Origin of the sequence: Bradyrhizobium sp. 521_C7_N1_3, assembly GCF_052075975.1 — a bacterium.
Taxonomy (GTDB): Bacteria; Pseudomonadota; Alphaproteobacteria; order Rhizobiales; family Xanthobacteraceae; genus Bradyrhizobium; species Bradyrhizobium japonicum.
In genome coordinates this window covers 6,243,735-6,267,993 of sequence record NZ_CP197232.1, presented here as the reverse complement: position 1 = coordinate 6,267,993, position 24,259 = coordinate 6,243,735, and the positions used below count along the sequence as shown (strand labels likewise).

The 24,259-nt window shown below is 65.8% G+C and carries 25 protein-coding genes; 17 read left to right on the top strand and 8 right to left on the bottom strand.

Translation table 11 applies throughout. From position 1 onward, the window contains the following. From dmeF to AB7008_RS29320, 3 genes are all read left to right on the top strand, one after another. Positions 1 to 975 carry a CDF family Co(II)/Ni(II) efflux transporter DmeF gene (dmeF, locus tag AB7008_RS29330; RefSeq protein WP_028155087.1) on the top strand — a complete coding sequence of 325 codons (975 nt, stop codon included), beginning with the start codon at positions 1 to 3 and terminating at the stop codon, positions 973 to 975. Positions 976 to 1,061: 86 nt separating this feature from the next. Beyond that, a complete protein-coding gene (locus AB7008_RS29325) occupies positions 1,062 to 1,895 on the top strand; it encodes an N-acyl homoserine lactonase family protein (RefSeq protein ID WP_441259920.1) in 834 nt (277 codons plus the stop codon). Positions 1,896 to 1,976: 81 nt separating this feature from the next. Further along, a complete protein-coding gene (locus AB7008_RS29320; RefSeq protein WP_441259919.1) occupies positions 1,977 to 2,855 on the top strand; it encodes a DMT family transporter in 879 nt (292 codons plus the stop codon). Here the strand turns inward: AB7008_RS29320 and AB7008_RS29315 are convergent. Together AB7008_RS29315 and AB7008_RS29310 are read right to left on the bottom strand one after the other, a co-directional pair. Next, positions 2,852 to 3,043, bottom strand: coding sequence for a hypothetical protein (locus AB7008_RS29315; RefSeq protein WP_304490118.1), 192 nt, complete (start codon positions 3,041 to 3,043; stop codon positions 2,852 to 2,854). The two genes, AB7008_RS29320 and AB7008_RS29315, sit on opposite strands and share 4 nt — an antisense overlap. A gap of 31 nt (positions 3,044 to 3,074) precedes the next feature. Next, positions 3,075 to 4,232, bottom strand: coding sequence for an MFS transporter (locus AB7008_RS29310; protein ID WP_304490117.1), 1,158 nt, complete (start codon positions 4,230 to 4,232; stop codon positions 3,075 to 3,077). 175 nt (positions 4,233 to 4,407) lie between these two features. Between AB7008_RS29310 and AB7008_RS29305 the strand changes: the two genes are divergently transcribed. Beyond that, positions 4,408 to 5,667, top strand: coding sequence for an adenylate/guanylate cyclase domain-containing protein (locus AB7008_RS29305; RefSeq protein ID WP_248878232.1), 1,260 nt, complete (start codon positions 4,408 to 4,410; stop codon positions 5,665 to 5,667). 159 nt (positions 5,668 to 5,826) lie between these two features. On the opposite strand, the gene AB7008_RS29300 is transcribed toward AB7008_RS29305, so the two are convergent. Next, positions 5,827 to 7,074 carry an MFS transporter gene (locus AB7008_RS29300; RefSeq protein ID WP_441259918.1) on the bottom strand — a complete coding sequence of 416 codons (1,248 nt, stop codon included), beginning with the start codon at positions 7,072 to 7,074 and terminating at the stop codon, positions 5,827 to 5,829. Positions 7,075 to 7,240: 166 nt separating this feature from the next. Between AB7008_RS29300 and AB7008_RS29295 the strand changes: the two genes are divergently transcribed. Next, on the top strand, positions 7,241 to 8,593 hold the full coding sequence (locus AB7008_RS29295; RefSeq protein ID WP_304490115.1) for an Nramp family divalent metal transporter: 1,353 nt from the start codon (positions 7,241 to 7,243) through the stop codon (positions 8,591 to 8,593). A gap of 204 nt (positions 8,594 to 8,797) precedes the next feature. On the opposite strand, the gene AB7008_RS29290 is transcribed toward AB7008_RS29295, so the two are convergent. From AB7008_RS29290 to hemB, 3 genes are all read right to left on the bottom strand, one after another. Beyond that, positions 8,798 to 9,574 carry an arginyltransferase gene (locus AB7008_RS29290; RefSeq protein ID WP_014494765.1) on the bottom strand — a complete coding sequence of 259 codons (777 nt, stop codon included), beginning with the start codon at positions 9,572 to 9,574 and terminating at the stop codon, positions 8,798 to 8,800. A 130-nt stretch (positions 9,575 to 9,704) separates the two neighbouring features. Continuing rightward, positions 9,705 to 10,244 carry an RDD family protein gene (locus AB7008_RS29285; protein ID WP_441259917.1) on the bottom strand — a complete coding sequence of 180 codons (540 nt, stop codon included), beginning with the start codon at positions 10,242 to 10,244 and terminating at the stop codon, positions 9,705 to 9,707. Between the two features lie 249 nt (positions 10,245 to 10,493). Then, positions 10,494 to 11,555: a porphobilinogen synthase gene (gene hemB, locus AB7008_RS29280; protein ID WP_041959649.1), complete on the bottom strand. Its 1,062-nt coding sequence runs from the start codon at positions 11,553 to 11,555 to the stop codon at positions 10,494 to 10,496. A 138-nt stretch (positions 11,556 to 11,693) separates the two neighbouring features. Here hemB and AB7008_RS29275 point away from each other — a divergent pair, with 138 nt between their 5' ends. The 12 genes from AB7008_RS29275 (at position 11,694) to AB7008_RS29220 (ending at position 22,379) form a co-directional block, all read left to right on the top strand. Further along, positions 11,694 to 12,197: a DUF6163 family protein gene (locus tag AB7008_RS29275; protein WP_028155097.1), complete on the top strand. Its 504-nt coding sequence runs from the start codon at positions 11,694 to 11,696 to the stop codon at positions 12,195 to 12,197. A 527-nt stretch (positions 12,198 to 12,724) separates the two neighbouring features. After that, positions 12,725 to 13,243, top strand: a complete 519-nt coding sequence (gene ldtR, locus AB7008_RS29270) for a transcriptional regulator LdtR (RefSeq protein WP_011087797.1) — start codon at positions 12,725 to 12,727, stop codon at positions 13,241 to 13,243. Between the two features lie 198 nt (positions 13,244 to 13,441). Next, a complete protein-coding gene (locus AB7008_RS29265) occupies positions 13,442 to 13,678 on the top strand; it encodes a hypothetical protein (RefSeq protein WP_028155098.1) in 237 nt (78 codons plus the stop codon). Positions 13,679 to 13,715: 37 nt separating this feature from the next. Then, complete coding sequence (locus AB7008_RS29260; RefSeq protein ID WP_028155099.1) at positions 13,716 to 13,937, top strand: hypothetical protein; 222 nt, start codon at positions 13,716 to 13,718, stop codon at positions 13,935 to 13,937. A gap of 276 nt (positions 13,938 to 14,213) precedes the next feature. Further along, positions 14,214 to 15,512, top strand: coding sequence for a serine hydroxymethyltransferase (gene glyA / locus AB7008_RS29255; protein ID WP_014494772.1), 1,299 nt, complete (start codon positions 14,214 to 14,216; stop codon positions 15,510 to 15,512). 16 nt (positions 15,513 to 15,528) lie between these two features. Further along, complete coding sequence (nrdR, locus tag AB7008_RS29250) at positions 15,529 to 16,011, top strand: transcriptional regulator NrdR (RefSeq protein ID WP_007603426.1); 483 nt, start codon at positions 15,529 to 15,531, stop codon at positions 16,009 to 16,011. Continuing rightward, on the top strand, positions 16,008 to 17,156 hold the full coding sequence (gene ribD / locus AB7008_RS29245) for a bifunctional diaminohydroxyphosphoribosylaminopyrimidine deaminase/5-amino-6-(5-phosphoribosylamino)uracil reductase RibD (RefSeq protein WP_441259916.1): 1,149 nt from the start codon (positions 16,008 to 16,010) through the stop codon (positions 17,154 to 17,156). The genes nrdR and ribD overlap by 4 nt, the downstream gene beginning before the upstream one ends. Then, positions 17,156 to 17,767, top strand: a complete 612-nt coding sequence (locus AB7008_RS29240) for a riboflavin synthase (RefSeq protein ID WP_028155101.1) — start codon at positions 17,156 to 17,158, stop codon at positions 17,765 to 17,767. The genes ribD and AB7008_RS29240 overlap by 1 nt, the downstream gene beginning before the upstream one ends. An 87-nt stretch (positions 17,768 to 17,854) precedes the next feature. Beyond that, positions 17,855 to 18,346, top strand: coding sequence for a 6,7-dimethyl-8-ribityllumazine synthase (gene ribH / locus AB7008_RS29235; RefSeq protein ID WP_441259915.1), 492 nt, complete (start codon positions 17,855 to 17,857; stop codon positions 18,344 to 18,346). A 3-nt stretch (positions 18,347 to 18,349) separates the two neighbouring features. Next, positions 18,350 to 18,847 (top strand): transcription antitermination factor NusB, encoded by a 498-nt coding sequence (gene nusB / locus AB7008_RS29230; protein ID WP_028155103.1) that lies wholly within the window; start codon positions 18,350 to 18,352, stop codon positions 18,845 to 18,847. A 175-nt stretch (positions 18,848 to 19,022) separates the two neighbouring features. Continuing rightward, positions 19,023 to 20,021: a thiamine-phosphate kinase gene (gene thiL / locus AB7008_RS29225; protein ID WP_441259914.1), complete on the top strand. Its 999-nt coding sequence runs from the start codon at positions 19,023 to 19,025 to the stop codon at positions 20,019 to 20,021. Positions 20,022 to 20,258: 237 nt separating this feature from the next. Further along, positions 20,259 to 22,379, top strand: a complete 2,121-nt coding sequence (locus AB7008_RS29220) for a sodium-translocating pyrophosphatase (RefSeq protein ID WP_028155105.1) — start codon at positions 20,259 to 20,261, stop codon at positions 22,377 to 22,379. A gap of 197 nt (positions 22,380 to 22,576) precedes the next feature. Here the strand turns inward: AB7008_RS29220 and AB7008_RS29215 are convergent, their stop codons facing one another. Continuing rightward, entirely contained in the window at positions 22,577 to 23,578 is a 1,002-nt protein-coding gene (locus AB7008_RS29215; RefSeq protein WP_441259913.1) for a Bug family tripartite tricarboxylate transporter substrate binding protein, read from the bottom strand. Between the two features lie 117 nt (positions 23,579 to 23,695). Next, positions 23,696 to 24,181 (bottom strand): outer membrane protein assembly factor BamE, encoded by a 486-nt coding sequence (locus AB7008_RS29210; protein ID WP_028155107.1) that lies wholly within the window; start codon positions 24,179 to 24,181, stop codon positions 23,696 to 23,698. Between the last annotated feature and the right edge of the window lie 78 nt (positions 24,182 to 24,259).

The following is a 24,259-nucleotide window of genomic DNA, read 5'->3' as shown; positions in this document are numbered from 1 at the left end:
ATGCATTCCCACTCCATTGAACAATGGACCCATGACCACGCCTTCCTCGGCGAGAAGCACGACGAGAACGAGCGGCGCACCTGGCTCGTGGTCGTCCTGACGCTGGTCATGATGGTCGGCGAGATCGTGGCCGGCTCGCTGTTCGGCTCGATGGCGCTTTTGGCCGACGGCTGGCACATGGGCACGCATGCGGCGGCGCTCGGGATTGCCGCCTTTGCCTACCGCTTCGCGCGCCGGCATCTGGGGAACTCGCATTTCACTTTCGGCACCGGCAAGTTCGGCGATCTCGCCGCCTTCTCCAGCGCGATCATCCTGGGTCTGATCGCGGTCGAGATTGCCTATGAGAGCGTGCTGCGGCTGTTCACGCCGGTGCCGATCGTCTATGGCGAGGCGATCGCGGTCGCTGTCCTCGGCCTCTGCGTCAACCTCGCCAGCGCGTGGCTGCTGCGCGACAGCCATGATCACCATCATCACGGACATGACCACGGCCATGGGCATGCGCATGATGATCACGACGATCATGACCATGATCACGGTCATCACCACCATCATCACGACAACAATCTTCGTGCGGCCTATGTCCACGTCATGGCCGATGCGGCGACCTCGGTGCTGGCGATCGCAGCGCTGGTGGTCGCGATGTATTCGGGATGGGTCTGGGCCGATCCGGCCGTCGGCCTGATCGGCAGCGCCGTGATCGCGAGCTGGGCGTTCGGCCTGGTCAAGACGTCAGGCGCGGTGCTGCTCGACGTCCGCGCCGACGAGAAGCTCGAACGTACCATCCGCGCCCGCATGGAGGTCGAAGAGGACCGCGTCACCGACTTGCATCTCTGGCAGGTCGGGCCCGGCCATTGCGCCGTGCTGGTCTCGGTGGTGTCGGACAAGCCGGAGCAGCCGGCCGTCTATAAGAAGCGGCTCGCTGGGCTGAAGGGCCTGAGCCACGTCACGGTCGAGGTCGAGACCTGCCCGCATTGATGTGATCCGCAGAAGCGGAATTCGGCGGCGCGGCCGGGGTTGATCCTCGGTCGCAGCCATACAAGCCGCTCCAAGAGGGACCAAGGATGATGCCAGGGATGAAGTTTGCTCTCGCCGTCGCCGCGCTGGCTCTGTCCGGCCACGCGGCCGTTGCGCAGTCCGAGAAATCGGGCGTCGAAAAGCTTTACGTCCTCAATTGCGGGGAGGGCACCGCCGGGGACATCTCGCGCTGGACGCCCGGCCTGAACGAGGGCAAGTCGATGGACTTCGTCGACAGCTGCTATCTCATCAAGCACAGCAATAAGGGCTGGTTCCTGTGGGACACCGGCATCGCTGATGCCGTCGCCGCCATGCCGAATGGCCTTGTCCCCGCCGATCCCAAGGCCGTCACCTGGCGGCGGCCGAAGACGCTTGCCGCCCAGCTCGAACAGCTCGGCCTCAAGCCGGATGACGTTAAGGCGATGGCGGTGTCGCACACCCACCCCGACCACACCGGCAATGTCGAGCTGTTCCCGCAGGCCACGCTCTATGTGCAGAAGGCCGAATATGACTGGCCCGGCGCCAACAACGAGCCGCGCTTCAAGCCATCGCATCCGGTCGAGTTGCTCACGGGTGACAAGGACGTGTTCGGCGACGGCAGCGTGACCATCCTGTCGACGCCCGGCCACACGCCGGGACACCAGTCGCTGCTGGTGAAACTGCCGAAGACCGGCGCCGTGGTGCTGTCGGGCGACGCCGTCCACTTCAAGGACAATTGGGACAATCGCCGCGTCCCCAGCATGAACGCCAACAAGGACCAGAGCGCGGCTTCGATGCAGAAGATCGCGGACACGCTGACCAAGGAGAAGGCGCAGCTCTGGATCAACCACGACAAGGCCCAGCGCGACAGCCAGAAGATGGCGCCTGAGTTTTACGACTAACGTTTGCGCCGAGGCTGCTGCCATGACGCTGGCAGCAGCAGCGTGCTACGGCCCGGGAAAGCTCCGCGACAGGAGATGATCGTGGGAGAGTGGGCCGGGGTTGCGATCGCGCTGGCGTCGAGCAGCCTCGGCGGCACCGCCGCGGCGATCACCCGCTATCTCGTCGGCGGTGCCGATCCGGTTCTGCTGGCAATCCTGCGCTGGGGGATCGGCTTTCTCTGCCTGTTGCCTTGCGCGCTGCTGCTTGGCGTGCGCTGGCCGCAGCGGCCCGACTGGCCGGCGGTAGCGCTGCTCGGCATCTGCTTCTTCGGCCTATTCTTCATCCTCTACAATATCGCGGTGTCCTACACGACCGCCGCGCGCGCCAGTCTCGCGCTGGCGACGCTGCCGCTCCACACCATGGTAGTCGGTGCGATCCTCGGCGTCGAGCGGCTGACGGCGCGCAAGATTATCGGCGTCGGCATCGCCGTGCTCGGTGTGGCGGCGGCGCTGGCCGCGGGGCTCGCCCAGAGCCCGCCCGGCGCGTGGCGCGGGGAGCTGATCATGACCGGCGCCGTGTTCTGCATGGCGTTCTACAACGTGCTGTCACGCCCGCTGATGCAACGTTCCAGCACGCTCGGCTTTCTCACCGTCGGTATGGGCGCGGGCGCTGCCGTGCTGGTGCTGGTGGGACTCGTGAAGAGCAGCTTTGCGGCGCTCGATCACTTCACGACTGCGCAGTGGATTGCCGGCATCTATCTCGGCATCGGCGGCGGCGCGCTCGCCTTCATCCTCTGGGTGATGGCGCTGGCGCGGGCGACGCCGACCCGCGTTGCCAACACCATGACGGTCAATCCGATTGCCGCGACCTTGCTGGCGGCGCTGCTCATCGGCGAGCCGATCACGGCAAACCTTCTGATCGGGCTGGTTGCTGTGTTCGCCGGCATCTGGATCGCGACCAGCCAGGCGAAGCCGGCCTAGCTGCGCGGTGCCGTGACCGGGGGCGGGCTGGCGTCCGGTGTCTTCTTCGGCTTGAGCGTGCCGGCGTAGAACGAGAGCAGCCACACCAGCATGATGGCGAGGAGATAGACGCCCCAGGCCTGTGGCGGCGTGGTTGCCCAGCGCAGCAGGCCTTTGAAGGTGCGGGGCGGGCTGTTGTCTTCGCTCATGGCCCGCTTGTGCGCGAAAGCGGCTGCGCGGTCAATCCGGCCGCCGTTCGGCGCGGATCAGGAACAGCGCCGCCAGCGCCGAGAGGCTGAGCGCGGAGGAGACCATCAGCACCTTGGCGCCCATGACATCGATGAGCAGGCCGAAGGCCAGCGGCGCCACGGCCTGCGCCATCCGTGCCGGCGCGCCGATGATGCCGAGGCGGTAGCCGAAATCCTTCGGGCCGAAGATCGACAGCGGCAGCGTGCCGCGCGCGATCGTGAGAATGCCGTTGCCCGAGCCGTGGAGCAGCGCAAACGCACTCGCAGCGGGCGCGCCGAAGATGGCGACGACGGCGGCGCCGAGCGGGTGGGTGACGCAGGCAAGGCGCGTCGACCACAGCGGATGGAATCGGCTCAGAAAGCCCGCTTCGAGAATGCGCGCGGCCACCTGTGCCGGACCGATCAGCGCGCCGGCCGCGATGGCCTCGACATGGCTCGCGCCTGTGGCCTCCAGCAGGCGCGGGAAATGGACGGCCATCGCGCCGGTGACGGTCCAGACCGCCGCGAAGACGAAGGCGAGCAGCACCATGGTGCGGTCGAGCGGCAAATGCGGCTTCTCGGCCGTCACCGCAGCCTGCCTGGCGCCCTTGATCGCCGGCAGCATGAAGAAGTTCAGGGGCAGGCCGATCAGGATGTTGGCGGCCGCCCAGGCAAAACAGGTCTCGCGCCAGCCGATATGGGACAGGCCCCAGGCGGTGAGGGGCCAGCCGACGGTCGAGGCGAAGCCTGCCATCAGCGTGATGCCGGTGATAGGCCTGCGCGCCTCGGTGCCGTAGATGCGGCTGAGCGCGGCGAAGGCGGCATCGTACAGCCCCATCGCCATGCCGATGCCGAGCACGAGCCAGGCGAACGCCATCACCGCCAATGAGTGCGAGAGGCCGAGCAGGACGAGACCGGCGGCCATCGTCAGGTTCGAGACCGACAGCACCTGCCGGCCCCCGAACAGATCGATCTGTCGCCCGATGCGTGGGCCGAGCATCGCCGAAATCACCAGCGAGGCCGAGAATGCGCCGAAGATCCAGTTGGAGGAGACGCCGAGGTCGTGCGCCATGGGATCGGCGAGCAGCGCCGGCAGATAGTAGCTGGAAGCCCAGGCCAGGGTCTGCGTCGTGCCGAGCGCCAGGATGATCGGAAGCTGGCGCTGGCTCATTTCGGTGCGATTCTGGTCGCGGTGTGCGGCGGTGTCATCGGTTGCATTTGCGGCCCGCGGCGAGAGCGCGTCAACAGCGCCTGCGGCATATTCGACCTGCTGCGGGCGGGAGCCTTGGTTGTGCGGCGTTCGCGCGCGGCCTTTCGCTCGTCACGAATGCACGCCATAATGGCGTATGCAATTGACCTCGCGCCTCGCGCTGATGAACTGGCTGACCGGCCAAGGGCTGACGGGCCTGCCCGAAAACGAGCTGCTTCGCGGCTTCTGCGAGCGCTGCCGCGCCGAAGGGCTGGAACTCTCGCGCGGGCTCGTCGTGATCGACACGCTGCATCCGATCTATGAGGGCCGCGGCTTCCGGTGGAGCGACCGGCAGAGCAACGAGAGCGATGCGTTCGAATATGGTTCGACCGCCGAAGGCGATGCCGCCAAGAGCTGGCGCCGCTCGGTGTTCTTCCACATGCTCGAGCACGGCGAGGACGAGAGGGTGATCGACCTTGCCGACGCGCCGTCGATGGATTTCTCACAGATCGGCGAACTCGCCGAAAAGGGCCACAAGCACTATCTCGCTTTCGTGCATCGTTTTGGCGAGAACGGTGCGCTCGGCCTGATGGATTGCCTCTACTCCTGCTGGACCACGCGCCGCGACAGCGGCTTCTCCGAACCCGAGCTCGAATCTCTGCGCGATCTCGTGCCGGTGCTGGGGCTCGCAATCAAGTCGGCGCAGCAGGTCGATATCGCGCGAACGCTCGGCCGCGTCTATCTCGGCCGCGATGCCTCCGCGCAGGTGCTGGGCGGGCGCATCACGCGCGGCGTCACCGAGCGGATCAACGCCGTGCTGTGGTATTCGGATCTGCGCGGCTCGACCGGAATCAGCGAGAGCATCGGCCCCGACGAGATCATCCCGTTCCTCAACGACTATGCGCAGGCTGTGATCGACGCGATCCACGATGCCGGCGGCGACGTGCTGAAGCTGATCGGCGATGGCGTGCTCGCGATGTTCTGGGGGGAGGACATGTCGGACGCGCGGCGCGCTGCGCTGCGCGCCGAGCATCTGTTCCGCAAGAACGTCGCTGCGCTGAACAAGCGGCGGGAGGCCGATGGCCGCCCCACAACGTCGGCCTATATCGGCCTGCATGTCGGCGAAGTCTTTTACGGCAATATCGGCAGCGCGGACCGGCTCGACTTCACCGTCGTTGGCCCCACCGTCAACGAGGTCAGCCGCATCGCCTCGATGAGCCGCTCGGTCGACCGCGAGCTGCTGGCCTCGGCCGAGTTCTACAAGGGCCTGGACGCCACCGGCCGCCGCTACCTCGTCTCCACCGGACGCTATGCGCTGCGCGGCATCGGCCGCGCGCAGGACCTCTACACGCTCGATCCCGAGGTCGATACGAGCGAGCCGGTGACCGGGAGCTACGAGCGGTATCTGGCGAATTAGGCCGTTGCTGTCGTCCCCGCGAACGCGGGGACCCATACCGCGCGTGATCTTTCGGCAGTGCTTGGTGCGAGTCCCAACGGATGCCTTGCAACTAACAGTCTTCGTCAAACTTCTCCTTGGGGTTATGGGTCCCCGCGTTCGCGGGGACGACAGCTGTGGCTAACACCGCGCCGCCACCGCTTCGTCCCCCACCATGGCCGGCTGCCGATCCAGCGCCACGGCGGGCGAGAGCCAGATCACCAGCGCCTGCGCGCCGAACACGGCGGCTGCGAGATACAGACAGGCCTCCGCGCTCCAGAGGCCGCCGACGATCGCGCCCAGCGCCGAGCCCAGCGGGCGGGCGCCATAGCTCATGATGTTGATGGCGGAGACGCGACCGAGCAGGCGCGGCGGCGTCACGGACTGGCGCAGTGTTGTGGTCGAAATCACCCAGAGGATCGGCCCGACCCCGAGCAGGAAGAAGCTCAAGGCCGCGAGCCAGGGCGAGGGGACCAGCACCGTCAGCGCCATCACCACCGCGGCGACGAAACCCGTGACCGGGCCAAGGCCGACCACCGTGCCGAAGGCGATGCGCTTCATCACGCGCGTGGCGAACAGCGCGCCGATCACCATGCCGATGCCGTACATCGTCAGCACGGTGCCGACGCCTGCGGCCGTCAGGCCGAGATGGCGCACCGCGTAGGGCACGAACACGGCGATCTGGAGGAACCAGCCGGTGTTGAAGATGAACTGGGTGATGAACACCGGCCGCAGCAGTGGATGGTGGAACACGAAGGCCGCGCCCTCGCGGATGTCCTGGAACGGATGGCGCCGCGGCGAGGGCGTCCGGGTGGGCTCGTAGATGCCGGAGAGCAGCACGACGGCGATGGCCGAGAGCGCTGCGGCGAAGCCGAAGGCCGGGCTCGCGCCCCACCAGCCGACCAGCGCGCCGCCGAGCGCCGGCCCGCTTGCAAAGGCGATGGTGCGGGCGAGCTCGATGCGGGCATTTGCCGACGGCAACAGCTCCGCGCTCACCAGCGAGGGCACCAGGGCCGGCGCCGCCACGCTGTAGACGACCGTGCCGCATACGGCGGCAAAGCCGAGCAGAGCCAGCAGCGGCAAATTGAGCGCGCCCAGTGTGAGCAGCAGCACGATGGCCGCCAGCGCGACCGCGCGTAGCGCTTCGGCACCCGCCATCAGCGAGCGGCGGGAGATGCGGTCGGCGAGCAGGCCGGCCGGAATGGCGAACAGCACGAAGGGCAGGGTAAGGGCGGTCTGGAGCAGGCCGGTCTGGCCTTCCGCAACACCCAGCGTGAGCACGGCGACGATCGGGGCCGCGGCGAGCGCGATCTGCTCGGCCGATTGCGCCGCCAGGTTGGACCAGGCGAGGCGGTTGAAGGTGTCGGGGAGGCGAAGCGGGTTTGACATGGCGCATTTCCTGCAAAGTCGTGTTGGCGCCAGTATCCGCCCCCGAGGACGGCCAAACCCACCCGCTTCCCGACAGGACGGCGGATACCGCCCGGCCGGGAACTCATGCGGCTAGATGCAGTTGCAAATGAGTTGCAATAAGCTTCGACTTCGGTATTCTGCTGATATGGATGCCCGCTCCCCCGATTTGACCCAAGATGCCACCGGCTGGCGCAGCGATGCGCCGACCACCAAAAGCCTTGCCGAGGTGAATGCCACGGTCGCCATTCCCGCTGCGGGGCAGTGGTGGCGGCGGCTGCTGGCCTTCGTCGGCCCCGGCTATATGGTCTCGGTCGGCTACATGGACCCCGGCAATTGGGCGACCGACCTCGCCGGCGGTTCCAGGTTCGGCTATACGCTGCTCTCGGTCATCCTCCTTTCAAACCTGATGGCGATCCTGCTGCAGTCGCTGGCGGCACGGCTTGGCATCGTCACCGACCGCGACCTCGCCCAGGCCTGCCGCGCGACCTATTCGCCGGCGGTGAACTTTCTGCTCTGGCTCGCCTGCGAGGCCGCGATCATCGCCTGCGACCTCGCCGAGGTCATCGGCACCGCGATCGCGCTGAAACTGCTGTTCGGCATTCCCCTGATCGGCGGCGCGCTGCTCGCAGCTCTCGACGCCTTCCTGCTGTTGCTTTTGATGAACCGCGGCTTCCGTTTCCTCGAAGCCTTCGTCATGGCGCTGCTGGCCGTGATCGCGGTGTGCTTCGCGGTCCAGGTCGTGGCGGCCGCACCGCCGGTTGCCGAGGTGCTGCACGGCTTCATGCCGAAGACCGAGATCTTCACCAATCCGGAGATGCTCTACATCGCGATCGGCATCATCGGCGCGACCGTGATGCCGCATAACCTCTATCTGCACTCCTCGATCGTGCAGACGCGCGCCTATGAGCGTAACGACACCGGCCGGCGCGAAGCGATCAAATGGGCGACGACGGACTCGACCATCGCCCTGATGCTGGCACTGTTCATCAATGCGGCGATCCTCGTCGTGGCAGCCGCGACCTTCCACAAGAGCGGCCATTCCGACGTCGCCGAGATCGGCCAGGCCTTCGAGCTGTTGTCGCCGCTGCTCGGCCTCGGTATCGCCTCGACGCTGTTTGCGATTGCGCTGCTCGCCTCGGGCCTGAACTCGACGGTGACGGCGACGCTTGCCGGCCAGATCGTGATGGAAGGGTTTCTCGACCTGCGCCTGCCGAGCTGGGCGCGGCGATTGCTCACGCGCGGCATCGCCATCGTTCCCGTGATCGTCGTCACCGCGATCTATGGCGAACGCGGCACGGCGGATCTGCTGGTGTTCAGCCAGGTCGTGCTGTCGATGCAGCTGCCCTTCGCCGTCATCCCGCTGGTGCGCTTCGTCTCGGATCGGCGCAAGATGGGGAAGTTCGCGATACCCACGTCAGTCGCCGCGATCGCGTGGATCGTCGCAGGCGTGATCGTGGTTTTGAACGTGAAACTGCTGGTGGATACGCTGTTCGGGTGAGTGCCGACAAAACATACCGCTGTCGTCGCCCGGCTTGACCGGGCGACCCAGTATTCCAGAGACAGTTGGAGTTGAGTCGAAAGGCCGCGGCGTACTGGATGCCCCGCCTGCGGCCTACACTAAAGCTTCGGCGCCCCTAGACCTCAGCCCCGGCGAAGCCTTGGCGTGGCCGGGTCGCGGGGCATGGCTGAGAGTGCGGGTCGGCTAATCCTGCGGCTCTGATGTCGCGTCGCCTTGCGCGTCGATGCGCAGCCAGCCTGACGGCGCGAGGCGCTGCTGCGGCAGGAAGCGGGCCTTGTAATCCATCTTCTTGGAGCCCTCGATCCAGTAGCCGAGATAGACGTAAGGCAGCCCCTGGCGGCGGGCGCGGGCGATGTGGTCGAGGATCATGAAGGTGCCCATCGACCGGCTGACCTGACTCGGCTCGAAGAACGAATAGACCATCGACAGGCCGTCGCTGAGCACGTCGGTCAGCGCCACCGCGATCAGCTCCTCGCCGCGGCCGGTGATGCCGCTGTCGGGGCCGCGCTTGCGGTATTCGATGATGCGGGTCTCGACATGGCTGTCCTCGACCATCATGGCGTAGTCGAGCACGGTCATGTCGGCCATGCCGCCATGGCGGTGGCGGGAGTCGAGATAGGCGCGGAACACCGAATATTGCTCGGAGGTCGGCACCGCGCTGCGCTGCTCGCCGATGATGTCGGCGTTGCGCGCGATCACTTTGCGGAAGTTTCGGGAGGGGCGGAACTCGTTGGCGACCACCCTGACCGAGACGCAGGCGCGGCACTGGTCACAGGCCGGCCGGTAGGCGATCGACTGGCTGCGACGGAACCCGCCATGGGTCAGGAGGTCGTTGAGGTCGCCTGCGCGCTCCCCCACGAGGTGCGTAAACACCTTGCGCTCATGCCGGCCCGGCAGATACGGGCAGGGAGAGGGCGCCGTGAGGTAAAATTGGGGGGTGTCGCGCGAGTGTTGGGTCAAGGGACGTCGTGGGCCTCCAAAGTGGGCATCAGCATCGCGCTACGAAGCCCCCCGGTCAATCGGTCTACTCGGCAGGTCAGATCAGTCAGTTTAGTCGGTCCCGGTTGATAGGTTCTTGATCACCAGGCTCTCAGTAGGTCCTTGCGGCCTGCGGAACGGGCGCGCGGACGGAATTGTTGATCACGACCGTTCCCAGCACGACATCATGCAGCATTCGCCGCCGGCCGTTGAACAGCCCAACCAGCACCACGAAAGGTGTCAGGAACGAGACCGTCACCCAGAACAGCACGGCATGGGTGGCGCCGAGCACGAAATAGCCGGGTGCGCCGTACCAGGTGCGCAACTCCAGATCCATCAGGCGCATGCCGATCGTCGCGGACGACGGACCGCCGATGCAGGCGCCGTAATAGACGATGGCCCAAACGACGGAGGCCGGCCAGGCCAGCCAGAACAGCGCCCACCCGATGCCGAGCGTGACGATGCCAAACAGCGCGATGAAGATGTAGCCGAGGATCACGGGAACGGAGATCACGACCATGTCGATCAGGAACGCGAACGCCCGCCGCGTCGCCACGCCGCGGAACAATTCGGGGTGCAGATAGGGATCGTAGGCGTGCGGTTGCACAGCGCCGTCATTGCGCCAGGCATTACCCGAGTCCGAATACGACATGGTCCGTTCTCCCAAGGGAAACTCCCGTGGCAGGACATGGGAACAAGTCGTCCCCGTGCCAAGGGCGCGGGCGTCAACAAGCCGAAATATTCCGGCGATTCGGGGGCGATGCTGTTACCGCTGTCGCTCAGGGAAGGTGTCGTAGGGTGGGCAAAGGCGCGTTAGCGCCGTGCCCACCATCGTTCCGCGATCGCTAATTGGCAGGGTGGGCACGCTTCGCTTTGCCCACCCTAAGATTACTGCGATGCCTTACGTTCGGCTCAGCAACTTCTCCGCCACCTTCGGCGCAAAATAGCTGAGCACGCCGTCGGCGCCGGCGCGCTTGAACGCCAGCAGGCTCTCCATCATCGCGCGCTCGCCGTCGAGCCAGCCGTTGTTGGCGGCGGCTGCGATCATCGCGTATTCGCCGGAGACCTGGTAGGCGAAGGTCGGCATCGCAAAGGTGTCCTTCACGCGCCGGACCACGTCGAGATAGGGCATGCCGGGCTTCACCATCACCATGTCGGCGCCCTCGGAGATGTCGAGATCGACCTCGCGCAGCGCCTCGTCGGTATTGGCGCTGTCCATCTGGTAGGTGCGCTTGTCGCCGGTCAGCGTCTTGGCCGAGCCGATGGCGTCGCGGAACGGACCGTAGAAGGCGGAGGCGTATTTGGCCGCATACGCCATGATCTGCACGTCGAGCAGGCCGGAGCGGTCCAGCCCCTCGCGGATCGCGGCGACGCGGCCGTCCATCATGTCGGACGGCGCGATGATGTCGCAGCCGGCTTCGGCCTGGACCAGCGCCTGACGCACCAGCACCGCAACCGTCTCGTCGTTCAAGATCTTGCCGTCGGAGATCAGGCCGTCATGGCCGTGGCTGGTGAAGGGATCGAGCGCGACATCGCAAAGGATGCCGATGTCGGGAAACTCTTTCTTGATCGCGCGCACCGCCTGGCAGACCAGGTTGTTCGGATTGGTCGCCTCGGAGCCCTCCTCGTCGCGCAGGGACGGATCGGTGTAGGGAAACAGCGCAAGGCAGGGGATGGTGAGCTTCATGGCGCGCTCGGCCTCGCGCACGGCCTGGTCGACGCTGAGGCGGTCGACGCCCGGCATCGAGGTGATCTGCTCGCGCTTGTTGTTGCCGTCGATCAGGAACAGCGGCCAGATCAAATCGTCGGTGGTGAGCACGTTCTCGCGCACCATGCGCCGGGCCCATTCGGCCTTGCGGTTGCGGCGCGGGCGGACGGTCAGATCGAGGGCAGGGGAGGCGGCAGCGCCGTCCCGGCGCGAAACCTCGCGCAATTCGATCGGACGTCCGTATTTGATCGCCATCATTCTTCCTCCGGCTGGAATTATTCTTATACCAGCTCGCATGGTTCCCGCCACCGCGGCTTGACCTGCCGCAAGGCAAAATTGAGGTCGCTCGGGCAGCCGATTGATTTTGCGGGGCGAAGCAGCCAGAAGGGGACCATGTCCGAAATCTCCACCCGCGATGCGGCCCGCGACGGCGCCAGTGCCAGGGACGCTGCCAGAGACAACGCCAGAGACAACGCGATGTCGGTGGCGGCGATCTCGTCGGAGCGTCCCGAGTCCGACGACAATGTCTGGACGCGCCGGCTCGTGCTGTTCCTACGCGTGATGGCGCTGCTGTCTATTTTGAAGGGCCTCTATCACTGGGCCCAGGTCACGGGCTTCGTCGGCGGCGAGGACGAGGCGTTCGAGAACCAGTCGATGGCCTGGCAGGCCGCCACCGTCTATTTCGCCGTGATCGAGCTCGTTGCCGCGGTCGGCCTCTGGCTCGCGACGCCCTGGGGCGCGGTGGTGTGGCTGACGACCGTGGTGTCGATGGCGGTGATCGAACTGATGTTCCCGGGCATCTACGGCGGCAGCCTGATCGTCGTCGGTGTCGAAGCCTTCATGCTCGCCGCCTATCTCGCGCTCGCCTGGATGGCCGCGCGCGAGCGGCCGCCGTAGCGCGCTTACGATTTCAACGCACACTCTCTCGTGCCCCCGGACGCAGCGCAGCACGCAGTGATGCGCTGCTGAGCCGGGGCCCAGCTCTCCACGATCTCGGTTGCTGCTTCTGGGGCCCGGCTCTGCGCTCCGCTTCGCTTCGCTGCGCTTGTCCGCGACACGAGAGCGGCATTTCCGAAGTCGTGGATTGGTTGACCGTTGGTTGCCTAAAATTCGAGGTAACTTTTCATTGACTCCGTGCATTCCGCCACAGCTCTTACGCGCCCGTTTCGAAACGGGGCGGCCCTGTACTGGAATGCGACAGAGGTGGCGGACGGAGGGTGAACAGGACCTTGCGAGGGTCAATAGACGGTTGCGAAAAGCCCTTGTGACACAGGCTTAATCCGCAATTCACTGTCTTAAATTCATGATCTCTTTATTCTCTTATTTAAGCCGATCTTCAAACGCCCCCCTTAAGTTGCACCTATCAGACGGAGCACAAGTTTCGTCGAATGAGTGTCGATAAAAACGACAACAGGGGAAGTGTCATGATGAAAGCCGTCGCAACTGCGGCAGATACCGCAGAGCGCGTCTCCGGCCAGCAGGGTTCGGTGCAGTCGCTCTATCTGGAAGCTTTGACTCTGGTGGAGCGGCTGCATCGCCGGCTCCTCGACGTCATCAAGGATGAATTCGATCGCCGCGGCCGTGCGGACATCAACTCGGTCCAGGCGCTCCTGCTCTACAACATCGGCGACAAGGAGCTGACCGCGGGCGAGCTGCGCACGCGCGGTTACTATCTCGGCTCCAACGTCTCCTACAATCTGAAGAAGCTCGTCGAGCTCGGCTTCCTCGATCATCAGCGCTCGCGCGTCGATCGCCGTTCGGTGCGCATCCGCCTGACCCCGCAGGGCCAGGAAGTCCGCCGCATCGTCGACTCCCTCTACCAGAAGCACGTCAAGACGGTGGAGCAGGTCGGCGGTATCTCGGGCGAGGAGTTCTCGACCCTCAACAAGTCGCTGCACCGCCTCGAGCGGTTCTGGACCGACCAGATCCTGTATCGTCTCTGAGTTCTTTACGACGGGATTGGCCAAGCCGGCCCACAACAAGACCGGCAAGCCTCCCGAACGTGCCTGACCTCCCCAAGCGCGCCGGCCCGGCTCTGCCCGGACCGGTGCGTTTTGTCGTTTCGCGACTGCGAAATAATTGTCCAGCCGGGTGGAACCAGTCCCCCGCACCGCAGTTGTTACTGCGGATCGGAGGATGCGATGCTGGTCGAGCGCGGGCTTCAGGCAATGAACGTCGAAGTCGTGAGCGACGCCTATGCCATCGCAGCGAATTACCTCCGCCGCTCCGGCGCGATTCCCGACACGCTGGTCACCAACGAACGCCTGCTCGAGATCATCATCAAGCTGCTCCAGCACGGCGAATTGAACAAGATCAGGCTCGCCAACAAGGCCATTGGCCGGTTCGAGGCCCAGTCCGGGGCCCGCGCGGTTGCCTGATCAAAACTCCCAAAATTCGACAGAGCCAGAGGGTGACATGGAAGCTGCCATCGACCGGATCATGCAGACCTATGACCTGCTCGCCAATCGCTCGGCGGCGGCCAGCGAGGAGGCGCGGGCCAAGGTCACGAACTATCTCAACACCCTGATGGAAGCCGGCGAGAAGGACCCCCACAGGTTGACGGTCTGCGGACTGACCTATCTGCGCCAGCTCGACGGCAGCGTCGATCCCGTGAAGGCGGGGTATACCGGGCTGTAGGGGGGCAGGGCAGGTCCGGCCCGCATCGGCCGGCGCCGGCACGGATTTTAAGGTCCAAATCGGACCCTTCAGGACTGATCGGGGCGGACGGTTCAAGGAGCCGTCCGCTCGCCCAGATCCTTCAATCCCCACCATATCTTGCATAAATATCAGGCCCGACCCGCAAATACTTGGCCGGGGGCGGGTGATGTGGTAGATCGCGCTCGCCGCTTCCGATCGCCACACCAGACCGCCCGTAGCCCGCCAAAAGGCTGCGGCGGTGGAGATATTCGCAAGATGACCTCAGCCAGAACCGCCTCCGCGCCCGACTCGTTTTTCACCGCCTCACTCGACCAGGCCGACCCGGAAATCGCCGCCGCCATCAAGGGCGAGCTCGGCCGGCAGCGCCATGAGGTCGAGCTGATCGCCTCCGAGAACATCGTCAGCCGTGCCGTGCTGGAAGCGCAGGGTTCGGTGATGACCAACAAGTACGCAGAGGGTTATCCGGGCGCGCGCTACTATGGCGGTTGTGAGTGGGTCGACGTCGCCGAGAACCTCGCGATCGATCGCGCCAAGAAGCTGTTCGGCGCCAACTTCGCCAACGTGCAGCCGAACTCCGGCAGCCAGATGAACCAGGCGGTGTTTCTGGCGCTGCTGCAGCCCGGCGACACCTTCATGGGCCTCGACCTCGCGGCCGGCGGCCATCTCACCCACGGCTCGCCCGTCAACATGAGCGGCAAGTGGTTCAAGGCCGCGCACTACACCGTGCGCCGCGAGGACCAGATCATCGACATGGACGCGGTCGCCAAGCAGGCCGAAGAGGTCAAGCCCAAGCTGATCGTCGCCGGCGGCTCGGCCTATTCGCGCGCCTGGGACTTCAAGCGTTTTCGCGAGATTGCGGACAGCGTCGGCGCGTACCTCCTGGTCGACATGGCGCACTTCGCCGGTCTCGTCGCCGGCGGCGTGCATGCCTCGCCCGTGCCGTATGCCCACGTCACCACCACCACCACGCACAAGTCGCTGCGCGGTCCGCGCGGCGGCCTGATCCTCTCGAACGACGAGGTGCTCGCCAAGAAGCTCAACTCGGCGATCTTCCCGGGCCTGCAGGGTGGGCCCCTGATGCATGTGATCGCGGCGAAGGCGGTCGCCTTCGGCGAGGCGCTGCGTCCGGACTTCAAGATCTATGCGAAGAACGTCGTCGAGAACGCCAAGGCACTGGCCGAAGCGATGAAGAGCCACGGGTTCGATATTGTCTCCGGCGGCACTGATAACCATCTGATGCTGGTCGACCTCAGGCCGAAGGGCCTGAAGGGCAACGTTTCGGAGAAGGCGCTGGTCCGCGCCGCCATCACCTGCAACAAGAACGGCATTCCGTTCGACCCCGAAAAGCCCTTCGTCACCTCGGGCCTGCGTCTTGGCACCCCGGCGGCGACGACCCGCGGTTTCGGCGTCGCCGAATTCCAGCAGGTTGGCGGCATGATCGCCGAGGTCCTCAACGCGATCGCGCAGTCCGACGACGGCAAAGCGCCGCTGGTCGAGGCCGCGATCAAGGAGCGGGTCAAGGCGCTCACCGATCGGTTCCCGATCTATCAGTAAGGTCTAGGGTAAACGGATGCGCTGCCCGAACTGCAACAGTCTCGATACGCAGGTAAAGGACTCGCGTCCGACCGAGGACTCTTCCGTGATACGCAGGCGGCGCGTGTGCGTCGCCTGCAATTTCCGATTCACCACTTTCGAGCGCGTGCAGTTGCGGGAGCTCACGGTGATCAAGCGCAACGGCCGCCGCGTGCCGTTCGACCGCGACAAGCTGATGCGCTCGGTGTCGATCTCCTTGCGCAAGCGGCAGGTCGAGCCGGAGCGGGTCGAGAAGATGGTCTCCACCATCGTCCGCGAGCTCGAGACCGGCGGCGAGGCCGAGATCTCCTCCGAGGTGATCGGCGAGACCGTGATGGAGCATCTGCGCACGCTCGACGACGTCGCCTATGTGCGCTTTGCCTCGGTCTATCGCAATTTCCGCGAGGCCAAGGATTTCGCCGACGTGCTCGGCGAGCTCTCCGGTGAGGAGGAAGCGCGGCTCGCCGCGATCCGCAAATGATCTTCCGGATACTGGAGGATCAGTTCGCGCAGAAGGCCCGCGACTCCAAGGACGCCGATCGCCGCTTCATGCAGCTGGCGCTTGCACTGGGCAAGCGCGGGCAGGGGCGTACCTGGCCCAATCCTGCCGTGGGCGCTGTCATCGTCAAAGACGGGGTCATCATCGGCCGCGGCTGGACGCAGCCAGGCGGGCGACCGCATGGCGAGCCCGAAGCGCTGCGCCGGGCCGGCGAGGCGGCGCGCGGCGCCACGCTCTATGTCACGCTGGAGCCATGCTCGCATTTCGGCAAGTCGCCGCCTTGCGCAGACGCGGTGATCGCCGCCGGCATAACGCGGGTGGTCGCGGCGATCGAGGATCCCAACCCGGAAGTCGCGGGCCAGGGTCATGCGCGCTTGCGCGCCGCCGGCATCAATGTGGATGTAGGTCTGTGCGCGGCGGAGGCCGCATTCGACCATGCCGGGCATTTCCGCCGCATCCGTGACAAGCGCCCGCATGTGATCCTGAAGCTCGCGGTCTCGCCTGACGGCAAGATCGGTGCGGCTGGCGGCAAGCCGCTTGCGATCACGGGCGAGGCCGTGCGCGATCGCGTGCATCTGCTCCGCGCACAGAGCGACGCCATCCTGGTCGGCATCGGCACGGTGCTGGCGGATGATCCGCAGCTCAACTGTCGCCTGCCGGGCATGGAAGCACGTTCTCCGATACGCGTCGTGCTCGACCAGAATCTGCGCATTCCGGCCGCGAGCCAGCTTGGTCGTTCCGCGCGGGAGACGCCGCTCTGGGTGATCGGCTCCGAGCTTGCTGAAGCCGCCGCCGCTACGCGGCTCGGAGCGGCCGGCGCTCAGATCATCCGCGTACCGCCGGGAAACGCTTCCGGGCTTGATCTTTCGGCCGTGCTGCATGTGCTGGCGGAGAAGGGCATCACGCGGCTGATGGTCGAGGGCGGCAGCCATGTCGCGGCGTCCTTCGTCGCGGCCGATCTCGCCGACGAGATCTGGCTGTTCCGCGGAGCGGAAGAGGTCGGCCCGGGCGGCGTCGATGCACTCGATGCATTGCCCCTGTCGAAAATCACGCAGTCGCGGGCCTATAAGGTTCATGCTAGCGAGACATTCGGCAAGGATACTCTCACCATCTACGAGCGCGCGTAATGTTCACTGGCATTGTCACCGATATCGGCGAGATCGTCGGCTTCACGCCAACGGCGCAGGGCCAGTTGCACAGGCTGCGCATCGCTTGCCGCTACGATCAGACCACCATCGCCGACGGCGCCTCGATCGCCTGCAACGGCGTCTGCCTGACGGTGGTTGCTTCCGGCGTCGAAGGCGGCAGAACCTGGTTCGACGTCGATGCCGCCGCGGAGACGCTGGCGCTGACGACAGCGAAGCACTGGAAGGTCGGCACGAGGCTCAATCTCGAGCGCGCGCTCAAGATCGGCGACGAGCTCGGCGGCCATATCGTCGCCGGCCATGCCGACGGTGTCGCCACCCTCGTCAGCCGCGAGGACCTGCCTGACATGGCGCGGTTCGAGCTCTCGACCACGCGGGAGCTCGCGCGCTTCATCGCCACCAAGGGCTCGATCACGCTCGATGGCGTGTCTCTGACGGTCAATACGGTGAGAGACGTGACCTTTTCGGTGCTGATCATCCCGCATACGCTGACGGTCACGACGATCGGCGGCTGGAAAGCGGGCGCCGAGGTGAATATCGAGGTCGACCTGATGGCCCGCTATGCGGCGCGGCTGACGGAAATGACGGTTTAAAACTTGGCTTACCCGCTCGCGGCGACTACATAACGCGCCGACACAAGAGACTAACCAAGAGACGACTTAACTCAACGGATTGAGACGATGGCAGACGCGCGACGCGCACCCCTGAAGGACCAGACCGACATTTCCGGCGCACGCGCGCTGATTGTCGAGGCGCGGTTCTATGACGATCTCCAGGATGCGCTTCTGGACGGCGCGGTGACCGAGCTGAAGGCGGCGGGGCTGACGCATGACGTCATCACGGTTCCCGGCGCGCTGGAAATCCCGGCGGCGGTCGCCATCGCGATCGATGCCGCTGCGGCGAACGGCAAGCCCTATGACGCGGTGATCGCGCTCGGCTGCGTGATCCGCGGCGACACCATCCATTTCGAGATCGTCTCGCAGGAATCCTCGCGCGCGCTGATGGATCTTGCGGTTTCGCGAAAGCTGCCGCTCGGCAACGGTATCCTCACCGTCAATACCGAGGCGCAGGCCTGGGCGCGGGCGCGCGCCAGCGAGCTCAACAAGGGCGGCGATGCCGCGCGCGCCGCGCTCGCGATGTTACGCATAAAACACCGCGTGGCGCAGGCCTGAGCCATGGCTGACAACACCAAGAAACCGGCGGGGCTCACGGAGAAGAAAGCAAACCGGCGCGGTGCCGCGCGGCTCGCGGCCGTGCAGGCGCTGTACCAGATGGACATCGCCGGCGCCGGGATCAACGACATCTTTGCGGAGTTCGAGAGCCACTGGCTCGGCAACGAGGTCGAGGGCGATACCTATCTGCCGGCGGAAGCGGCGTTCTTTCGCGACGTGGTCTCCGGCGTCGTGCGCGACCAGAAGATGCTCGATCCCCTGATCGACGAAGCGCTGTCGAAGGGCTGGCCCCTGAAGCGGATCGAGGCCATCCTGCGCGCGGTGCTGCGGGCAGGGGCCTATGAGCTCCAGCATCGCAAGGACGTGCCGGGCCGCGTCGTGGTGTCCGAATATGTCGACGTCGCGAATGCATTCGTCGACCGCGAGGAGACCGGCATGGTCAACGCCGTGCTCGACCAGATCGGCCGCCAGTTCCGCGGCGACGAGTTCGGGCGGGGGTAGTTATCCACGAGGGCGGTGAAGAGATGCGATGCGGCTGCCCCATACTCCGCCGTCATCACCCGCGAAGGCGGGTGATCCAGTACGCCGCGGCGGTCGTAATTCATCACTGCCGTCTCGGCGTACTGGATCGCCCGGTCAAGCCGGGCGATGACAGCATTGGGTGTGGCTAAGGCCGATGGCAGACCCTCAGAACCCCTCCGCCGAAGACTCCCTCATCGCGCGCTATTTCAAGCCGCTGGCGACCGACCCCGGCGCGTTCGGGCTGGTCGATGATGCCGCGGTCCTGTCCTCGTCCGGCGACGACATCGTCGTCACCACCGACGCCGTCGTCGAGGGCGTGCATTATCTTGCCACCGATCCGCCCGACACCATCGCGCGCAAAGCACTGCGGGTGAACCTGTCCGATCTCGCAGCCAAAGGCGCGGCGCCCGCCGGCTTCGTGCTGACGCTGGCGCTGCGCGGCAAGGAGGATGGCTGGCTCAGGCCGTTCGCCGATGCGCTCGGCGAGGACAGCAGAACTTTCGCGTGCCCGCTGCTTGGCGGCGACACGGTGTCGACGCCGGGGCCACAGATGATCTCGATCACCGCCTTCGGCCGCGTGCCGAAGGGACGGATGGTCGGCCGTACCGGCGCGCGGCCCGGCGACCGCATCCTGGTGACGGGGACAATCGGCGACGCCGCGCTCGGCCTCGACGTGCTCACAGGCGGCGCCGCGGCCGGGGCGCTCGCGTCCGAACCGCAAGCGAAGGAGATGCTGGTCTCGCGCTATCGCGTGCCGCAGCCGCGCAATGTGCTGGCGCAGGCCGTGCGGGACCACGCGACGGCCGCGATGGATGTCTCCGACGGGCTCGCCGGCGATCTGACGAAACTCTGTGCGGCGTCCGGCGTCTCGGCCAGGGTTGACGTCGCGAACCTGCCGCTCTCGGCTGCTGCGGCCGGCCTGGTCGCGGGCAACGTCGTTTGCGTTGAGGCGCTGCTCGCCGGGGGCGACGATTACGAGGTGCTGTGCACGGTGCCGCCGGCGCAAAGCGATGCGCTGATTGCCGCAGGCCAGGCGGCGGGTGTGGCCGTCACGGCGATCGGTACGATCGTCGCGGGCCGCGAGCGGCCGCGCTTCCTGGACGGGCGGGGTCACGAACTGACCTTGAAGCGCCTGTCCTACAGCCACTTCTAGGAATTGCGCCAGGGCGGCGGCCAAGCGCTCGGGATTAGGTCTAAATACTTGCCGAGATCGGCTTTTTCGGCCTCATCCGGCGTTGCACCCTCAATTTGATTTTGGCAAGCTTGTGACCGACCAGGGCCACACCTTCGTGCAAGGGGCGGCCCTGTTCAACATAAGGGCGCCCACCGCATGACGGAAAAACAAAAGGCGCCGGGGGTACGTACATCAAGGATCTGAGGCAAAAATCACATGACAGCATTATGGTTGATAGTGCTCTGCGGAGTGCTTTCCGTCGTCTACGCGATTTGGGCGACGTCTTCGGTGTTGAGTGCGGATGCGGGGTCGCCGCGCATGCAGGAGATCGCGGGAGCGGTGCGTGAGGGCGCACAGGCGTATCTCCGGCGCCAGTACACCACGATCGGCATCGTCGGCATCGTCATCTTCGTGCTGCTTGTCTATTTCCTCGGGCTTTATGTCGCGATCGGTTTTGCCATCGGTGCCATCCTGTCGGGGGCGGCCGGCTTCATCGGCATGAACGTCTCGGTTCGCGCCAATGTGCGCACCGCCCAGGCAGCGACCACGTCGCTTGCCGGCGGGCTCGAGCTCGCCTTCAAGGCAGGCGCCATCACGGGCATGCTGGTGGCGGGTCTCGCGCTGCTCGGCGTGACCCTCTATTTCGGCTTCCTGGTGCACTCGCTGAAACTCGCGCCCGATAGCCGTCTCGTGGTCGACGCCCTGGTGGCGCTCGGCTTCGGTGCCTCGCTGATCTCGATCTTCGCCCGTCTCGGCGGCGGCATCTTCACCAAGGGGGCGGACGTCGGCGGCGACCTCGTCGGCAAGGTCGAGGCCGGCATTCCCGAGGACGATCCGCGCAATCCGGCCACCATCGCCGACAATGTCGGCGACAACGTCGGCGACTGCGCCGGCATGGCCGCCGACCTGTTCGAGACCTATGCGGTGACCGCGGTCGCCACCATGGTGCTCGCGGCGATCTTCTTCGCCAAGACGCCGATCCTCGCCAACATGATGACGCTGCCGCTCGCGATCGGCGGCATCTGCATCATCACCTCGATCATCGGTACCTTCTTCGTGAAGCTCGGGCCGAGCCAGTCGATCATGGGCGCGCTCTACAAGGGCCTGATCGCAACCGGCATCCTGTCGCTGATCGGCATCGCCGGCGTGATCTACTATCTGATCGGTTTCGGCAAGCTCGACGGCGTCGACTACACCGGCATGTCGCTGTTCCAATGCGGCATCGTCGGCCTCGTCGTCACCGCGCTGATCATCTGGATCACCGAATACTATACCGGCACCGACTATCGTCCGGTGAAGTCGATCGCCCAGGCTTCGGTGACCGGTCACGGCACCAACGTGATCCAGGGTCTCGCCGTCTCGATGGAAGCGACCGCGCTGCCTGCGATCGTCATCATCGCCGGCATCCTGGTCACCTACAGCCTGGCCGGCCTGTTCGGCATCGCGATCGCGACTGCCACCATGCTGGCGCTGGCCGGCATGGTCGTCGCCCTCGACGCCTTCGGCCCGGTCACGGACAACGCGGGCGGCATCGCCGAGATGGCGGGCCTGCCGAAGGAGGTGCGCAAATCGACCGACGCGCTCGACGCGGTCGGCAACACCACCAAGGCGGTGACGAAGGGTTACGCGATCGGCTCCGCCGGTCTCGGCGCCCTCGTGCTGTTCGCGGCCTACAACCAGGACCTCAAGTTCTTCGTCGCGGGGTCCGCGCAGCATCCGTACTTCGCCGGCGTCAATCCGGACTTCTCGCTCAACAATCCCTACGTGGTTGTTGGCCTGCTGTTCGGCGGCCTGCTGCCGTACCTGTTCGGTGCGATGGGCATGACGGCGGTGGGCCGTGCGGCCGGCGCGATCGTCGAGGAGGTGCGTCGTCAGTTCCGCGAGAAGCCGGGCATCATGCAGGGCACCGACAAGCCTGATTACGGCAAGGCGGTCGACCTGCTGACCCGCGCGGCGATCAAGGAGATGATCATCCCCTCGCTGCTGCCGGTGCTGTCGCCGATCGTCGTCTACTTCCTGATCTACGTCATCGCGGGCGGCGGCGCGGCAGGCAAGTCGGCGGCGTTCTCGGCCGTCGGTGCGATGCTGCTCGGCGTGATCGTGACGGGCCTGTTCGTCGCGATCTCGATGACCTCGGGCGGCGGCGCCTGGGACAACGCCAAGAAGTACATCGAGGACGGCCATTTCGGCGGCAAGGGCAGCGATGCCCACAAGTCGGCCGTGACCGGCGACACCGTCGGCGATCCCTACAAGGATACGGCGGGACCGGCCGTGAACCCGATGATCAAAATCACGAACATCGTGGCCTTGCTGCTGCTGGCGATCCTCGCGCACTGAACGGCGCAAGCGACACACGAAAAAACCCCGCGGCGCGAGCCGCGGGGTTTTTGTTGGTAGACTTCACTCGACCCGCGTTCCCCGGACGCTGCGCAGCGCGAAGTGGTGCGCTGCAGATCCGGGGTCCATATCCGAGAGGCTGGGTCCCGGCTCAGCGGCGCAGCGTTGCACGCTGCACCGCGTCCGGGACACGAGACCTACTGCACGTCCATCTGCAGGCCTTCCTTCTGGATGATGCCGGCGAACTTCTTCGTCTCGGCGTCCACGAAGTCGGCGAACTGCTGCGGCGTGCCGTAGTCGGCGCGGGCGCCCATGGCGGCGATGTTCTTCTTGATGTCGTCGCGCTCCAGCATCGCCTTGACCTGAAGATTGAGCGCTTCCAGCACGGCGGGCTGCACCCCCTTCGGCAGGAACACCGAGAACCACGACGACACGTCGAAATTGGCCAGCTCCGGCGCGCTCTCGCGCATGGTCGGCAGGTTGGGCGCGAGGTCGCTGCGGTCGGTCGTGGTGACGCAGAGGCCGGTGAGGGGGCCGTTCTGCACCTGCGGCAGGCTCGGATAGAGATTGTCGAACAGGATCTGGATGTCGCCGGCGAGCGCGGCCTGGAGTGCGGGGCCCGCGCCGCGGAACGGGATGTGCGTCATCTTCAGTCCGGTGAGCTGGAGGAACCAGGCGCCCGTGAGGTGAGGGCTCTGGCCGACGCCGGACGAGGCGTAGCTGAGCTTGTCCGGGTTGGTCTTCAGATACGCGATCAGCTCGGCGATCGACTTGATGCCGGTCTTCGGATGCGCCGAGACGATGTTCGGGATCCGGATCATGTTGGAGACCGGTTGGAGCTGGTCCGGCTTGTAGGTGAGGTTCTTGAAGATGCTGTAGGCGATCGCGTTCGGCCCGGGGTTGCCGATCAGGATGGTGTGGCCGTCAGGCTTGGCGCGGACGGCCTCGGCCGTGCCGATCGTACCGCCGCCGCCGGAGCGGTTCTCAACGACCGCCGACTGGCCCCAGGCGGTCTGCAGATGCGCGGCCAGGAGACGGCCCATGACGTCGGTCGAGCCGCCGGCCGCAGCCGGCACGATGATGCGGACGTTTTCGGTGGGCTTCCAGTCCGCCAGGCTCGATCGCGGCAGGATCGCTGCGGCCGAGAGGCCGGCAGCACCGGCGAGTACGCGACGGCGGGACAACAAAGTCTTGGGCACGAATCCACTCCCTGCTTCTTGTTTTGCAGGGAGCGTATGGAACCGAGCGCGCAACGGCAAGCCGCACGCGACGGCAAGTGCCGCGCGGAGGGCGGCACGACGCCGCAGGCTGAAGACTCAGTTAAAGCTGAGCAGCTTGAACAGCGGCGCGAGGTAGCTCATCTCCTGACCCGACGTCGCCGTGGTCCGGCTGATGAAGTCGAAGATCTTGCCGTCCTGAAGGCCGTAATTCGCCAGCCGGCGCACGCGCCGGTTCTTGTCGAAATAGACCGCGATGACGCGCTGGTCGACCACCTTCTGGTTCATGAAGGCGACCATCCGCTCCGAGCGCTGCGAGATGTAGTAAAACACCTCACCGTCGAGGGTTGCGACCGTGGAGGGCGTGCCCATCACGATCAGCACCTGGTCTTGGCTCGCGCCGATCGGAATCTGCTCCAGCGCGCCGGGCGGCAGGATGTAACCCTTCTGGAACTGCTCGCCGGTGCAGCCGGCAAGGGCGGTGCCGACCAGAGCGACGGCCGCGAGCATGCGCAAACCGCGCCAGCGTGCATGGAGGCCGCGCGGCTTGTTGGCGCGCAGGCTGGTCTGGTTCGTTATCGTCATAGTGGAACTGATTCCGTCCCCTTGCGTCGCGCGAGGCGCTGAAGTACCGGGCGGAGACTGCAATTGCAACACGCGCAC

Excerpts from the sequence above, each read along its gene's own strand:
- AB7008_RS29220 (WP_028155105.1), top strand. The coding sequence starts at position 20,259 with ATGACAGCATTATGGTTGATAGTGCTCTGCGGAGTGCTTTCCGTCGTC.
- nrdR (WP_007603426.1), top strand. The coding sequence starts at position 15,529 with ATGCGCTGCCCGAACTGCAACAGTCTCGATACGCAGGTAAAGGACTCG.
- ribH (WP_441259915.1), top strand. The coding sequence starts at position 17,855 with ATGGCAGACGCGCGACGCGCACCCCTGAAGGACCAGACCGACATTTCC.
- ribD (WP_441259916.1), top strand. The coding sequence starts at position 16,008 with ATGATCTTCCGGATACTGGAGGATCAGTTCGCGCAGAAGGCCCGCGAC.
- AB7008_RS29295 (WP_304490115.1), top strand. The coding sequence starts at position 7,241 with ATGGATGCCCGCTCCCCCGATTTGACCCAAGATGCCACCGGCTGGCGC.
- AB7008_RS29310 (WP_304490117.1), bottom strand. The coding sequence starts at position 4,232 with ATGAGCCAGCGCCAGCTTCCGATCATCCTGGCGCTCGGCACGACGCAG.
- AB7008_RS29260 (WP_028155099.1), top strand. The coding sequence starts at position 13,716 with ATGGAAGCTGCCATCGACCGGATCATGCAGACCTATGACCTGCTCGCC.
- thiL (WP_441259914.1), top strand. The coding sequence starts at position 19,023 with ATGGCAGACCCTCAGAACCCCTCCGCCGAAGACTCCCTCATCGCGCGC.
- AB7008_RS29285 (WP_441259917.1), bottom strand. The coding sequence starts at position 10,244 with ATGTCGTATTCGGACTCGGGTAATGCCTGGCGCAATGACGGCGCTGTG.
- AB7008_RS29265 (WP_028155098.1), top strand. The coding sequence starts at position 13,442 with ATGCTGGTCGAGCGCGGGCTTCAGGCAATGAACGTCGAAGTCGTGAGC.
- nusB (WP_028155103.1), top strand. The coding sequence starts at position 18,350 with ATGGCTGACAACACCAAGAAACCGGCGGGGCTCACGGAGAAGAAAGCA.
- AB7008_RS29210 (WP_028155107.1), bottom strand. The coding sequence starts at position 24,181 with ATGACGATAACGAACCAGACCAGCCTGCGCGCCAACAAGCCGCGCGGC.
- AB7008_RS29305 (WP_248878232.1), top strand. The coding sequence starts at position 4,408 with ATGCAATTGACCTCGCGCCTCGCGCTGATGAACTGGCTGACCGGCCAA.
- dmeF (WP_028155087.1), top strand. The coding sequence starts at position 1 with ATGCATTCCCACTCCATTGAACAATGGACCCATGACCACGCCTTCCTC.
- AB7008_RS29325 (WP_441259920.1), top strand. The coding sequence starts at position 1,062 with ATGATGCCAGGGATGAAGTTTGCTCTCGCCGTCGCCGCGCTGGCTCTG.
- AB7008_RS29300 (WP_441259918.1), bottom strand. The coding sequence starts at position 7,074 with ATGTCAAACCCGCTTCGCCTCCCCGACACCTTCAACCGCCTCGCCTGG.
- hemB (WP_041959649.1), bottom strand. The coding sequence starts at position 11,555 with ATGGCGATCAAATACGGACGTCCGATCGAATTGCGCGAGGTTTCGCGC.
- AB7008_RS29275 (WP_028155097.1), top strand. The coding sequence starts at position 11,694 with ATGTCCGAAATCTCCACCCGCGATGCGGCCCGCGACGGCGCCAGTGCC.
- glyA (WP_014494772.1), top strand. The coding sequence starts at position 14,214 with ATGACCTCAGCCAGAACCGCCTCCGCGCCCGACTCGTTTTTCACCGCC.
- AB7008_RS29315 (WP_304490118.1), bottom strand. The coding sequence starts at position 3,043 with ATGAGCGAAGACAACAGCCCGCCCCGCACCTTCAAAGGCCTGCTGCGC.
- AB7008_RS29240 (WP_028155101.1), top strand. The coding sequence starts at position 17,156 with ATGTTCACTGGCATTGTCACCGATATCGGCGAGATCGTCGGCTTCACG.
- ldtR (WP_011087797.1), top strand. The coding sequence starts at position 12,725 with ATGATGAAAGCCGTCGCAACTGCGGCAGATACCGCAGAGCGCGTCTCC.